Consider the following 14,344-nt stretch of genomic DNA (forward strand, 5'->3'; position numbering starts at 1 on the left):
GTACAAGAGAACTTCAGTGTAGCAACAGCGGAAAGGGTGGTTCCATGCCAGACAAACGGGATAATGTCATCACATGGGATCAGTTCTTTATGGGAGTTGCGATTGCCGCTTCGCAGCGTAGTAAGGACCCGCATACGCAGGTAGGTGCTTGCATTGCCGACACAAACCATCGCATTCTTTCGGTGGGATACAACGGCACCCCTTCGGCGCTCAACGACGATGATTTCCCGTGGGGAGCGAGCGACGATCCGCTGCATGACAAGCACAGCTATGTGGTACATGCTGAAGCAAACGCTGTGCTCAACTATCGCGGCTCTTTAAAGGATATGGATGGTGCGTCGGCGTATGTAACGCTGTTCCCCTGCCATGAATGTGCCAAGATCTTGGTGCAAGCGGGTATTCGTGAAGTAGTTTATCAGGATAATAAGTACGAGGGCACTATCGATAATCAGATTGCAATGCGGATCTTTGACGATTGTGGTGTCTCTTATCGGCAGGTTAAAACAACTTATTAAGCATCTTTGCTATACGTCCTTTCAGCCAAATGGTTCTTTTCTACGGCTACCCACCTCAAATCTGCCTTTCATCTGCACACTTTCTTTCTGCTGAATTCTTCCTTTTAGAAATGTAGCCCGTCCACTCAGTGTCCCATTTCAGTGTGGTTCCCCTCAATTCCTTCACGGGTGATACGACATATTATGCGCGCCAGACGCTTCTGTACTAGAATTGCGCCATGTTGAAAACGCGTGTGGAACAGACTAAAGATGCAGTTACTCCCCTTGTGGGGGCCGTTATTATGGTGCTCTCTATTGGATGTTTCATTGCGTTTTTGGAAGCCATTCTTGCCATTGTGCGATTTGCAATCGGGTAGGTTTGGGCTATGTGGCAGCGATACACCTTCTACGATCTGCGGGTAATAGCACATTATTTGGGCGTACTGCTTGTGTATACGGGTGCGGCTATGGCGGTACCACTGGTAACGGCAGCTGCTAGTTCCGAATGGGAACCAGCTGCTCGCTATTTGTTTTCTATGGGCATTGCGCTTACGGTTGGCTCTGCAATGCGTATGCTGCGCATTGAGCCAGGGCGTCTCAATCGTCAGCAGGCTATTGCAGTCACGAGTTTTGCCTGGATCGTCGTGGCAGCCATAGCGGCTATCCCGCTGGCGCTTTCCCCGCATTACCAGAGCTATCTCAATGCCTTGTTTGATTCTGTGTCATCGTTTACCACGACGGGTGTAACAATTATTTCCAACCCCGATCACATATCGAACGCCGATAATATGTGGCGATTTATTTCAGTGTATGCTGGTGGTGCAGGTCTTGTTGTTGTGGCTATGTCCTTCGGCTTGTTCGGTCGTGTGGCCGATTCAAGCTTGTACGAAAGCGAAGGCCGTAGCGAACATGTGCTTCCCAACGTAGTGCAAACAGCTCGGTTTATCCTGCGCTTTTCTTTGGCTGTTATCGTAGTCGCTTCGATCGTGTTGGCTGCTATTTGTCTGCTACATGGGATGCAAGTACCGCGCGCACTCCTTCATGGATTCTGGCTGGCGGTGTCGGGCTATATGACCGGGGGTCTTACTCCCATGAGTACGAGCATCACCTACTATCATAGCGTCATGGTAGAAGGCGTGTTAATGGTGTTAATGCTGCTGGGCAGTGTGAGTTTTTTGCTGCAAAGCGAAGTGTTGCGCGGTCGCGTACAAGGATACTTCCGCGATATTGAAGTGCGCACGGCTGTGGTGTGGATCGGCATCATGCTGGCATTGTTTATTGTGACACTCAGTTCATCAACGTTGATGCGCAGTTTACCCGAACTTGCGCGTACCGGTTTGTTCACCTTTATTTCAGCAGCAACAACGACTGGCTTTAGTACGCTCACTAGCAATCAATTGACCTCAATTATGCCATCGGGTGCTCTGCTGATTCTGGCGCTGGTCATGTCAGTTGGTGGCGCTTCAGGGTCAACAGCAGGTGGTATCAAACTGAAGAACATTGCTATTATTGGCAAGTCAGCGTTTGAAACACTGAAGGGCGTGGCATCACCCGATTCAGCGCGTGTTGTGACCACCTATTACCATATCGGGCGTCGTTGTTTAGGTGCTGAAGAAGTCAAACGAGCTATGACTGTTTTTACGATGTTCGTGATTATGTATATCGTTGGTGCTCTCGTGGGTGTCGCACATGGTTACGATGCGGTTTCTGCCATTACCGAAAGTGTGGCGATGGCGAGCAACGGTGGTATTTCCACTGGCATTACGCAGGCGTCAATGCCTGCACTGTTGAAAATTATGTACATTGCCGAAATGTGGGCAGGCCGTCTCGAGTTCATCACGTTGCTTGCAGTGGGCGTCAAGATATGTGCATCGCTGCGAGCACGTGGTTTGCTTGGTGCACGGAAGGGGCGCTCATGAGAATCTTGCGCGCTTCTATTCAAGTACGGCGCCACTTTTTACAAGGGGCTTTTCTACTCGTGTCGTTTTGCATTGCGGCGATTCTTTTCTTGTCGCCTTCCTCTGCTCAAGCACGTACGGACACAACCGATGGCAATCGGGTCAATCCGCAGCAAATGCCCGATAGCTCTTTTCTGTACGATACGAGTATCTATGATCTGTTGAATGCCGATACGTCTCTGAATGGCTCGACTGTCCAGGTGACGGGCGAAGTGGTTGGCGATGCGGTATCGGACACACAAGATCCAGGAAAGGTTTGGATTACCCTGGCAAGTACCGATCGCAGTAAAGAAGGATCTATATCGGTTCTTATCGCCCAAGACGATGTCGATCTCATCGATACGTTCGGCCGCTATGGTGCGAAGGGTACGACCTTGCGTGTGAAGGGCACATTTTATCTTTCGAGCCCCACATATCAGGGAATCACCGATATCCAAGCCGATACGGTGTCGGTTGTCAGTTCGGGGCTTGATGCCGCGGTGCCCTTTAACCAGATGAAGTTTGTTCCTGGTTTCATTATGGTTGGCATCGGCCTTGCGCTAACGGGCTTGTATTACCTGCTGCGTGCGCGACAACGCTGAGGTGCAATATGATTTTGAAGGCACAGGTAGTGCAGCTTGATCGGGGCTTTCCACTTGTTCGGCTGGCTTCAGGCGATCTCATTCGCTGTAAACATGCTACGTCGTTGGTAAAGGAAGCAACACAGCGCGCAGTTATTGGCGATTGGGTAAAAATCGAAACCGACGACGCGGCTGACAAAGCACAAATTGTCGAGATTCTTCCGCGGCAACAGGTGTTGTTGCGGAAGGACCCTGCTGAACGGTCGATGGTGCAGGTGCTGGCGGCAAATTTCGACACTGTTATCATCGCGCATCCATTGCCGGGGTTGAATATACGTCGTCTCGAGCGCGAACTGGTGGTTGCGTGTGATACAGGAGCACGCGTGGTAGTGGCGTTGACCAAATCAGATCTGGTTGAAAGCGATCAAGTGCGCACGGATGCAGTTGCTGCAGTCCAGGCAGTGGTCGCTCCAGGAATTGGTGTTATTGAAGTATCTACGGTCAACCAAATAGGAATCGATGCCGTGCGTGCCCTTGTTTCCACTGGTACGCAAGCAGTGCTTATGGGCAGGTCGGGCGCAGGCAAGTCAAGCTTGATAAATGCGCTGGCAGACCAAGAAGTGCAGGCGACACAGCCGGTGCGTGCCGCTGACGGGAAAGGCCGTCATACCACCGTGAATCGTACGATGGTGCGTATTCAGGGTGGGGGTGAAGTGATTGACATGCCAGGCGTGCGTGGCTTAGGGCTTTGGGATGCGCAAGCTGGTATTGATGCAGCTTTTCCTGATGTTGTTGAGGCGGCGCGAAACTGTCGCTTTCGCGATTGCCGCCATCAGGGTGATGCGGGCTGTGGTGTTGGAGCAGCAATCAAAGCAGGGAACATCACGCCTGAGCGGGTTGCAGCCTACGTGCGTTTGAGCGAAGAAAATTCTCAGCAGTTGAAGCGAAACAAAGAAGCGCAATGGCAAACGGGGGCAGGGCGTAGCGGCCGTTCGCGTCAGCCGTATTCGCGTGATGTTGCACGTAGTAGCAATGCACGCAAAAATTCGTACAAGACTGCGCGCAACAGCAATGCGCGCAACAGCAATGCGCAGTAATTCGCGCAACAGTTCATACAGCAATGTACGCAACAATAATTCGGGCAATACATTTTGAAATAGTGCAAAACTTCAAACATGCTTGAGAGCCTGCGGTAAAAAGAGCAAACTCTAAGCGGGTTTTACAGCTTGGGGTACGAACAAGTAAGAAGGAACGCATATGATTACGGCGCCTGACGGCACAATGTATCGTGCAGCTGATGCACATGTTCATATTTACAAAGAAAAGATTGCCGCAAAGGCATCGCAGGTCATTGGTGATTTTTACCATGCAGATGGCTATAACTTTGAAATGTGGGAGCCCGATCCGGCACCTGAAGTCCTCTTGCGTAAAGGAAAAGAAATCGGTATCGATCGGTATGCGGTGTTCAGCGCAGCTACTGCAGCGCGTCAAGTAGATAGCATCAATCGTTTTATTGCCGACGAGTGTGCACGTCACCCTGAATTTGTTGGGCTGGGGACAGCGCATCCTGATGCAATTGATCCAACCCTGCCCGATGGGCGAGACTGCGAAGCACTTGTTGAACAGATTGCTGCGCTGGGTCTGAAAGGCATGAAGCTTCACCCGGACATGCAGCAGTTTAATATCGACGATCCGCGCATGATGCCGCTGTACCGAGCTGCTGCCCAGGCAGGACTTGTTGTGCTGTTCCACGTGGGAGATGAACGGCATAGTTTCAGCGATCCGGTTCGTTTGGCCCGTGTGCTTGAAGAGATTCCCGACCTGCGATGCCATGCGGCACACCTGGGCTGTTGCCGTATTTGGGATCGACGCCCCGTTGCGCTCGCGGCTTCAGTGTTGGCGGGGGCAGATATTGTCTTTGACACAAGTAGCATGTTGGCGTGGGCGCCTGCTGATGATGTTCGTTTCATTATTGGGCAGCTGGGGATTGACCGCATTATGTGGGCGAGCGATTACCCCATGTGGTCGCCGGCCGAGGAGTTCAAACTTTTGCTGGGTTTGGGCTATTCGTCGGCAGATAACCAGCGGATGTTATACGACAATTTTGCGCGGTTCTATCGGATCGATGACAGTATAAAAAACGCAGTTGAAAATGCCTAAACTGGCAGCAGTAAACACGTTCAATGAAAAGGATTCAGTATGGCAAATATTCTTATTGTTTCTGGTCATCCAGACCTTGCGCATGACTCCGTTGCTAATGTAACGATACGGCAAGCTCTGCAAGAAAAGCTGCCCGAGGCCGAGTTTGATGATCTTGGCACGCTCTATCCCGATTATCAATTTGATGTGGCATCTGAACAGCAAAAACTTGAGCGTGCCGATATCATCGTGTTTCAGTATCCGGTGTTCTGGTATCACTTCCCAGCATTGCTGCAAAAATGGATGGAAGACGTGTTCCTTCGTGGGTTCTCTCATGGAAGCACGGGTGACAAACTCAAAGGTAAGAAGGTAGTGGTTTCTCTTACGACTGGTGCGCCAGCTGCCTTTTATGAGGGCGCTGAAGCAGGCTTTCCGCTGCAAATATTGCTTGCTCCTCTTGAGGCGACATGCAATTTAACGCAGATGAAGCTTGTTGGACAGGTATTAACGGGTGATGTGTCCTATGCTTCTCGTAATGACGCAGCAGCAAAGGCTTCTATGATAGAGCGTGCTCGCGCGCATGCTAGTCAGCTGGCTGAACTGGTGCGTAGCATCTAAATAGCCTGAGGTAAAGATAAACCCGTGTTGCATCTGCAGTGTGCAACACGGGTTTCTTTTAGAGGAGGGCGGCGGGACGGGATATGTGTGAGGGGAAAGCCCCGCCGCTATTAGGGACAATCTGAATATATCTTGCCAGGACCGGTTTGGGGTGCCTATCACGAAAGGGCGACATGTTTCGCTGAGGAATACATCAAACGGTGTACAAAGACTACAACGGAAGTACTACTTCGCAGAATCAAAGCGAAGTACAAGCTGAATTTTGCGAGCCTACATGCACAACGAGAAACGCGCATGTAGTCACACGACCGACGGATTGGGGCACGAAGTCGACTATGAGTCGAGCCACAATTTCTTATTAGTCTTGCTGAGCGGTTATAGTCTGAGTGATTGCCTGTTGGGCAGCCTTACGTGCGGCAAGAATAAGACGCTCTAGTTCTGAAAGATTGCTTCTGTCGAAAGAGTAACTGATCGTTTGAGGTTCTCCGCTGTCGGAAAGCTGCTCAAGGCGAATGAAATGCGCTTCGACGTGCGAGAATCCATTTTGCAAAGCAGCATACGCATAGCATTGTGCCTGAAGCAGATGCTTTGCAGAAAGTTGCTCGGGCGTTTCAAGAGGCGATCCACCGGTTTTATAGTCGACGATAAAGGCGCAGTCGTCTGCGCTTGCCGCATGCCCCTTAGTTTTGCGTGGGTGAGTCCCCGTGCAGAGGAGGTCAATTTCGCCCTCAAGCACTTCATTGCCCACAAGGATGGTAAAGGGCACTTCAGGACTGTGCTGTGGGAAGGAAAATGCCTGCTTGCAAAGAGAGCTGTTGAGCCAGTTTGACACTGCTGTGTGCACACGAGGTACATCGGAGACATGCCATAGAAGTGAAAAGCGCTTGATAGCAGCGGCTAGTTCATCTGAGCTGGGTAGTACTGGCTGTAAGGCGAGCCATTCACAGGTCTGGTGAACGGCCGACCCAAATGCGGTTGCATCATCTTCAACTTGATGGCGTCCGGTGGCGATACTGCCTGGTAGCTGCTCGTTTTTTATATCTGCGATATAAGCAGAAACAGTTTCAGCAGGGGTTACATCAGCAGGATCTGTCTTGACAGGAGTGGCAGCTGTGCTAACCGTGCTGGTTTTGGCAGCATCAGCTGTAGTGCCAACTATGTTGGTGTTAGCGACATCGGAAATGGTTACACCGGATGTAGCTTCATCGGTTTGAGCGTGCGTTGCGCCAGCTGCAAGCGAGGTATACGAGAAGAAATCGCTTCGGTCATCTAGTGGGTACGTTACGAGGGCAGTTTTGCTCTCAAGCTCTGGCAGAGCAATACGATGGTGCTCGAAAGAATCATCTGAAGGCAGGGCTGCTTCATCGGCATGCGCGCTGAGGCAAGCACTTACACTGGTACGTGCGTTCGCTTCGGTGTGAATAGTTGTGTCAGGTTGCGCATTCGTATCGGTGTGACTGTCTGTGCCGGTTTGTGTACCAGCTTGTGTATCGGCTCGTGTATTTGCTTGCGTGTCAGCTTGTGCATCAGTCTGCACAGGAGCGACTTGTGTGCCTGCCGCATCGTCTTCTGCTGCCGTTAAACAGGTAAACACCCCCGGCTCACTTTCGCCATACTCAAATGTCCCACTTTCAAGAGGGAAATCAGCTTCCCCAGGGAAGAGACCGTTAAGAAGGTCACGTTCAACCTGCTTATATTCTTGGGGCGATCCATCTTTTTTCAGTTTGTGCTTGAGGCACACGATAACTGCGTCGCTTGCTCGCGTGGCAGCCACATAGAACAGGCGCTTGCGCTCTGCATACTTGCGATCGGTATCGATCTTTCGTATTAGTTGGAGAAATTCCAACTGATTGGTGGCCTCGAAAGGCGTTGTTGCATCGGCGAGTTCTTCAGGTAGCTTGGGCGCTTTCAAGTCAGAAGGCGGCAACGTAAGGGCGATCTTTCCCTGGTCAGTAAGCATATATGGCCTTTCACCGGTCGTGCGTGTGGTGTAGCAATTGGCAATAGCAACAATGGGGAATTCAAGCCCTTTTGAAGCATGCACCGTCATAATGCGTACCGCGTCAGAGCCTTCGATAGTAAGCGCTCCCGGCTTTTCAGAACTCAGTGTACGGCGATGCTCGAGAGCACGGGCGACACGCGCCATATCGAACCCGTTTGCGTACGACTCTTCTTCGATAAGGCGTGCAAACTTGAGAATATCAGCCGCAATCGCTTGTCCTTCCGCACCTTGCTTTTCAAGGCATGCAAGCCATCCTGATTCAAGAATTACCTGCATAAATACGTCGCGCGGACGCTGGCTTCCCAAAGATTGCCAAGCCCGTTTGAGTACGTCGGTAGCATGGTCGAGCAATTCCGATGCAATGAAGGGCGCACGGTCAGCACGCAAAAGGCCCACTGCAGGGTTCTGGCGGACAGCATCGCCCGTGACTTCGTTGTGGTAGGTAGCCAGAAAGAGCAAATCATCGGAAGACACAGGAAGCAATTCACTCGTTAAGACCATGAGCAAACTTTCCGAATCATAGGGATTGGCGAGCACATTAACCAGGCGCTGACACAAATCAACCCAAGGCGCTTCGAAAAACTTTGATCCACCAGCAACAATACAGGGAAGGCCTTCATCACGCAGTGCTTGCGCATAGATATCTGACGCGGTAGTGCTCCCCATCAAGACAACCATATCGCGGGCTTTGTGCCCTGCCTGTCGCAGTGCTGCAAAACGCCGTGCAATATGTGCTGCCTCGCAGCGCGCGCCTGCTTCAGCGGAGGTACAACGGGTGAGAGCCATTTCAATACGCGAGTCGCTACTTAACCACGTTTTACCTGGTCCAGCAGCTTTTAAGTCGAGGAATTCTTCGCTAAAGTAGCCTTTCTGCCCACAGATACGCCGCACCAGGGCAAGCACATCGGCATGGCTTCGGAAGTTGTCGTCGAGCTGTTCGATGCGTGCTCCCACCGCGTCGGAAAGCATGTCGCGCTTGTGGCGCAGGTAAACTTCGACATCGGCTCCCTGGAAACGGTAGATACTCTGCTGGGAATCGCCAACCGTGCACAGGTTGTGCTTGTCAGCACCGGTAATAAACTCGATGAGGTCTATCTGTAGCTGGCTGGTGTCCTGAAATTCGTCAACCATAATCAGCTTGAAGCGCTCGGTATAGGTGCGCGCAAGAGCAGGATTCTGCTTGAATAGACGCAGCGTGGTGCGAATGAGATCGCTTGTGTCCAACTGCGCCCGCGCGTGAAGAATAGCGCGATATTTTTCTTCAGTACGCTGAGCTAAATCAATCAGCTCATCAAGCATTTCGCTTGCCGCACTCAGCTGCAACAGAGCTTTCGCTTCTGAAACAGCATCCTTTAATTCGACTGCTTTACCGCCACGCAGTCCATTACTGTTAACAGCATTAAGTGCGTCTAGCAGCGTTTCGGGGGTAACGTGGTTCTTTGCAATGAGGTCGTTTAACGCATCGGCGAGCGCTTGGGCTGTCGCTCGATTTTTATCTGTTCCGCACGCTATAGTTGCCTCACAGGCGGCAAGCACCTTGCGTACTACGTCGCTTGCTTGGGCAGGGTCAGGACCTCGGTCGAGCGATGCAAACCCGTCGGTTTGGTAGGAAACTTCGTCGAGTAGGCGCCCGATGGAATCTTCAAGAGCTTGGGTGGTGCGAAATCCGGCGAATAAAGCCTGGTAAGCGTTGTCATCGGTTTCTTTTACTTCTTCGAGCACGCACGCACAGGCTTCCGTCCGTGCCATCTGGCAATCGGCACCCATCGCCAGCTCAAACGCCGGATCAAGGTCAGCTTCCAGAGCATGTTCACGCAGAATACGACTACACATGCCATGTATGGTAGATATCCAGGCTCCATCCACTTTTAATGCCTCAGTCATCATTCCTTCAGCACGCAGCGCAGCACGAATGCGGTCCTTGATTTCACCAGCAGCTTTGTTGGTGAAAGTGATCACCAATGCTTCGTCGATGCTGTTAAGAAATGAACTACCATTGGTGCCCGACCCAGGAAGTAGGGCCCAAGTAATCCGCTGTGTCAAAGTAAAGGTTTTACCTGATCCGGCACCCGCACAGATAAGTAGGGGGCCGTCAAGATGTTTGATGCTCGCAAGTTGGCCAGGGCGTAGGCGACTCAGATCCATTACAGCCTCCTTTTCTCAAGGCGGTTTGGACAGTCGATAACCGGACAGTAGCGGCATGCATTGGGGCCGTGAGGCGTGGGGGAAATTTCGCCGTTTGCGAGGCTAGCCATGTGTTCACCAACAAGCAATTCACAACGATCAAGAAGCGCATCAAATGTTTCCACGTCGCACCAGGGAATGCGTCCCGCTCGTGCATCAGCAGGCGCAAAGGGTAATTCTTCAAGCCCAATCTGCCCGGCATCCCACGCCCCTTGTATAGATGCGTCCAGCGGGTTGACATACAAAATGGCGGCGATGGGGCAACCAAGGGTATCTCGTACCGCTTTGGCATAGATGAGTGCTTGCATTTTTGCCGGCAATTCGAAGGCAGAGCTTTCATCAGACGAGTCTGCATGAAGGCGATAGGCACTAGAAAGCGAGCTTTTATAGTCGATAATAACGACTTGTCCAGCACGGTCGCGGTCGATGCGGTCAATGCGACCCACCAAGTTACACCCGGCGTATGAGTAGGGCGTATCTTCACCATAGGCCCATTCAAATTTCCACGGCTCAAAAGAAGGAAGCAGGCGGCATTCAAATTCTAGGTAATCCAGAAGCTGATCGAGTACCTTGTCACGTTGCCGTTCTTCCCAAGCATTTATCGGCACATAGCGGTTGCCAACAAGGTGTCGATCAGTGAATTGCCGTTCGGCCACCTGGCTAAAGACAGCTTGCATAACTTCGCGTGCTTGGCCCAACGTAGAAGGGGTTACCTTCGGTTGAACTTCTGCCTGAAAGCGAAGGTAAAAGCTTTCAAGCACCGCATGTATAAACGTGCCGCGTTCAGCGGGTCCAAACCCTTCATCAAGCGATTCAAGCTTCAGACGGCGCTTCGCAAACCACTGATACGGACATTCCAAATAACTTTCAATCTGAGAGGCTGAAAGGTCCATCCCGGGGAAGGTGTGTCCGTGATAGCGCCGGTTAAGCACGATAAAGCTACGCGCTTGGGGTGTAATAGAACCCATAATTGGCCTGTCAGTTTCAGAGGCAACACGCTGCGCATGGCCGAGGGTATTTTCAACAAGGTGCTCTTCGCCGGAAAGGTGTGTGAATGGCGCGAGTGATATGGGCACGCGAGTGGTAGTATCGTCGCTATCGCGGCTGGTGGGGTCCCCCCGATAGCAGTCGAGCACTTCTTCGAAGAGGGCTGCTGGCTGTTCTTCATCGGCGAGACCGTTGTGCATTGTGCGCTGCATAACAACACGGTTGCGTGCCGCTAAGAGCGCCGCAGAGAATTTTTGCCGGCTCGCAGCCATTTTATTGTCAGTCGTAACTAGTCCCCATTTAGCCAGCAATGTGTCGGCCGCATCAACGTTCTCGACGATAGGATAAGACTGTGCCGTCATGTCGGCTGCGATAATGGTGTGTGCCGAAGCGGGCTCAAGCGCGGCCGCTTCGTCAAGGGTGCAGAAGAGCACCCGATGAGTGCCTTTAATCTGACTGGTGTCTTTTATCTGACTGTCGATCTGGTCGTTAATCTGGCTGCCGCTATCGGTATCAAAAGCAAGGGGAATTTGAGCTGTCTCCACATGGCGAATCATCTGTGCGGGGCTTTTCCCGATTGCCAAGGCGGCTTCGACAACACGGGAAACGTATTGCAAAGCGGCAAACTGTTCAGCTGCATAACCTGGCTGCGACGAAAAGTGGCGCACAATATATGATTCAAGTACGGAAAGTGCTTGCGGAAGATCGTCCTGCTCGATAAGACCAATAAGTCCCTGGAGGTCTTCTTCAGCATGACCAGCCAGGTCGCAGAGTAATTCCTCTTGTTCAATCAGACGATTTCCCCTGTGGAGCTTGTCGCTGTAGAACGCTGTTGCATACCAGATACCAGCAAATGGGTTGTAGGAATAGTCAGCTGCCAGGGCGGTTTCGGCAGCAGCGTCATCAACAAGCGTACAAGCGTCAATGAGTGCCCGTCCAACATCAATGTCGCACAAGAGTTTACTTCCTTGACATGCGCATGAAATACCTTGTTGGGCTAGAAGGGGGGCGCTGAAAGTAAACTGGCGCAGTGGGTCGGGCAATACGACGACGATCGATGGATCTTGCTCGGAATCAGCGCCTTTTACTGCATCGAGAATAGCTTCATGCACACTAAGCAACTGGGCTTCAGGGCCGCAGGCAAGGGCGACGCGTACGGCACCGCTCGCATTCACAGGTTTACTGGAGGCTGATCGCTGGAATAACAGGTGGGAAAGCTCACACAATTCGGGTGCACGGGAAGTTTCCACCGATTCGACATGGTGTGTTCCGTAGCATGCATTGCTATTAGCTTTTCTGCTGGGAGAAGATTTCTTTTCATCAACCACCCACTTGCTGTTATCAGTGAGTGTTCCATTACTGCCAGAAACAAGAAGCGTGGCGTTAAGCGCTCCAAGAAACTCACGTTCAAAGGGTGTCAAACTATCCGCCAAGAAAAACACCCCGAGCACCTGCCAGTGGGTTGCATCGATTCGATCGGGAAGAAGGGAAAGCATTTCGGCGTATTCGATGCGTTGATGAGCGCGCAGCCACAAGCGATAGCTTTCAAGAACCTGAGCAAGCGCTTCTTCCATGGGGGAGAGGGGTAATGACCTCTGTTCATCTGAGATACGTACAACGGGTAAGCCCTCGCGAGCAATACGGCAGGCGGCTTCGACGATGCCATCGGTGGTGTCCAGTTCGCTTTGTTCCAATAAAGATATTAGGCAGATGCGCCGCTCTTCTGCCGAGATAGGCGTGCTACCGTCACCAAACAGTATCCAGAGGGATTCTACCCATCGTCCCAAAGAGTCGACCGTCACATTGAAGCCTAACTCATGGCGCGCCAAAAGACGCCGCAGCGGGATAACACGGTTCGCAGTTGGTACGAGTAGAACCGGTTGTGTATCGATGCCAGATCCGCTTCCTATCTGCTGTTCAAGCACAAAAGGAAGGGATGCATCCATACAATATATATGAGGGGTTAATGCCATGGGTGACATTATAGAGCTTGTACTCACCTTATTATGGGGAGGAGGCAAGGTATTCTGGGCTGCCGCTTTTTTGCCGGCGAGCGAAAATAGCACGGTTCGTGCGAGGGGAAAAATGAAGAAATACTCCTTTGTGGGTGCTGTGTGCAGCAGCGTTGCATGGCATCATTTTCAGTACCGAGTTGGTTGGTCCCTCCTCATCTGCCAACTGCTTGGGGGATTGATATCCCAAAGGGGTCAAAGCCTTCCCTCTCCCTTTTGAATGGCTTTGGTTCCGTTTCCTCTTCGCCGTCGGACATCCCCTCCTCTTGTCCGGCGGCATTCTTTTACTTAGAGCTTTTAGGCTTTTATAACTTCAAGCTCTATACCCTATCCGTTCACTCGAGAAGATAGGGATATAGTCAGAAAAGTGTGTCTGTGGCTACTTACCACCATAGGGCTACGGATCGCTTGAGTGTGTTGCCCCAAGCTTGTGCAGATTCACTTTTAGGATGCCTGCCTCTGAGTGCGCTTAGTTGTTGGGGTTATCGTCATCCATCAGTGCGTTAAATGGCTGACTGACGGTAAGGCCACAGTTTCCTTTGAGTAGTGCGGTCAACTTTTCGATAAGCAGTTCTTTATTGGTGCATTCTGTTCGTATTGTTACTGACACCGTATCGGTAAAGGACGTACGGACAATTTCGCCCGCTGTATCAACGGCTATACGTTGTATCTGTTCGTAAAGGGGATAAGCACAAACAGTTTCTACTTCAACACACTGCACAACACGAGCGATGCGCGCGGCGTGTAATGCTGATTGAACGGCTTGCGTGTAAGCACGCACGAGGCCACCAGTTCCCAGCAGGGTGCCACCGAAATAACGAGTTACGACACAGGCGATGTTGGTAAGGTGGGCATGTTGAAGTGCTTCAAGCACCGGAAGTCCTGCCGTCTGGGAGGGTTCACCATCATCAGAGTAGCGAATACGCTCTGCTCCGCCGTTGCTACTATCGTCATGCAAGATGTAGGCATACACATTATGGCGTGCCGTGCGATGGGTGCTTCGTATTTCATCGAGAAAGGCGAGCGCTTCGGCTTCTGTGGATACAGGGTGCACATGGGCAATGAAGCGGCTTTTCTTTACTTCGATTTCAGCACAGGAAACTTCACGTATGGTGCGGTATAGGTCCATTTCTGCACCGTTCCTTTTTCTCTAACTGAAGGGGAGAATAGGATATAAAGTGCGCCTTTCATTAATTTTCCATTACTGCGTTTTGCCACAGCAGTTTCCTTTTATTACACGATGTAAGCAGATAAGAAGGTTGCAAAATCAACCAAAAAGACGGGTATATTTCGGAAGGTCGAGGGGGGGGGTAGCAATCCATTCCCTTTAAAGCAATACATGGTATAGTTAGCCTCATTTCGCTGTGCTCCTTTCGGGAGTGCGGTAATA

At 51.4% G+C, this 14,344-nt stretch carries 10 protein-coding genes; 7 read left to right on the plus strand and 3 right to left on the minus strand.

Annotation, left to right across the window (positions count from 1 at the left end):
• The first annotated feature begins 44 nt into the window (after positions 1 to 44).
• The 7 genes from CCUR_RS00335 (at position 45) to CCUR_RS00360 (ending at position 5,769) form a co-directional block, all read left to right on the plus strand.
• Positions 45 to 515 (plus strand): deoxycytidylate deaminase, encoded by a 471-nt coding sequence (locus CCUR_RS00335; protein WP_012802492.1) that lies wholly within the window; start codon positions 45 to 47, stop codon positions 513 to 515.
• Positions 516 to 733: 218 nt separating this feature from the next.
• Entirely contained in the window at positions 734 to 871 is a 138-nt protein-coding gene (locus CCUR_RS07515) for a hypothetical protein (protein ID WP_012802493.1), read from the plus strand.
• A 9-nt stretch (positions 872 to 880) separates the two neighbouring features.
• Positions 881 to 2,413 carry a TrkH family potassium uptake protein gene (locus CCUR_RS00340; protein WP_012802494.1) on the plus strand — a complete coding sequence of 511 codons (1,533 nt, stop codon included), beginning with the start codon at positions 881 to 883 and terminating at the stop codon, positions 2,411 to 2,413.
• Positions 2,410 to 3,033, plus strand: a complete 624-nt coding sequence (locus CCUR_RS00345) for a hypothetical protein (RefSeq protein WP_012802495.1) — start codon at positions 2,410 to 2,412, stop codon at positions 3,031 to 3,033. The genes CCUR_RS00340 and CCUR_RS00345 overlap by 4 nt, the downstream gene beginning before the upstream one ends.
• Before the next feature lie 8 nt (positions 3,034 to 3,041).
• The gene (gene rsgA, locus CCUR_RS00350) at positions 3,042 to 4,109 is read left to right on the plus strand and encodes a ribosome small subunit-dependent GTPase A (protein WP_012802496.1); all 1,068 of its coding nucleotides are present in this window, start codon (positions 3,042 to 3,044) and stop codon (positions 4,107 to 4,109) included.
• 160 nt (positions 4,110 to 4,269) lie between these two features.
• A complete protein-coding gene (locus CCUR_RS00355) occupies positions 4,270 to 5,172 on the plus strand; it encodes an amidohydrolase family protein (RefSeq protein WP_012802497.1) in 903 nt (300 codons plus the stop codon).
• A gap of 39 nt (positions 5,173 to 5,211) precedes the next feature.
• Positions 5,212 to 5,769, plus strand: coding sequence for an NAD(P)H-dependent oxidoreductase (locus tag CCUR_RS00360; protein WP_012802498.1), 558 nt, complete (start codon positions 5,212 to 5,214; stop codon positions 5,767 to 5,769).
• A gap of 358 nt (positions 5,770 to 6,127) precedes the next feature.
• Here CCUR_RS00360 and CCUR_RS07100 read toward each other — a convergent pair whose 3' ends face one another.
• The 3 genes from CCUR_RS07100 to CCUR_RS00380 form a co-directional block, all read right to left on the minus strand.
• Positions 6,128 to 9,916, minus strand: a complete 3,789-nt coding sequence (locus CCUR_RS07100; RefSeq protein WP_012802499.1) for a UvrD-helicase domain-containing protein — start codon at positions 9,914 to 9,916, stop codon at positions 6,128 to 6,130.
• Positions 9,916 to 12,888 (minus strand): PD-(D/E)XK nuclease family protein, encoded by a 2,973-nt coding sequence (locus CCUR_RS00370; protein ID WP_012802500.1) that lies wholly within the window; start codon positions 12,886 to 12,888, stop codon positions 9,916 to 9,918. Before CCUR_RS00370 ends, CCUR_RS07100 begins: the two co-directional genes overlap by 1 nt.
• Positions 12,889 to 13,423: 535 nt before the next feature.
• Positions 13,424 to 14,083 carry a YigZ family protein gene (locus tag CCUR_RS00380; protein WP_012802502.1) on the minus strand — a complete coding sequence of 220 codons (660 nt, stop codon included), beginning with the start codon at positions 14,081 to 14,083 and terminating at the stop codon, positions 13,424 to 13,426.
• Between the last annotated feature and the right edge of the window lie 261 nt (positions 14,084 to 14,344).

It is taken from the genome of Cryptobacterium curtum DSM 15641 (assembly GCF_000023845.1).
Classification (GTDB): domain Bacteria; phylum Actinomycetota; class Coriobacteriia; order Coriobacteriales; family Eggerthellaceae; genus Cryptobacterium; species Cryptobacterium curtum.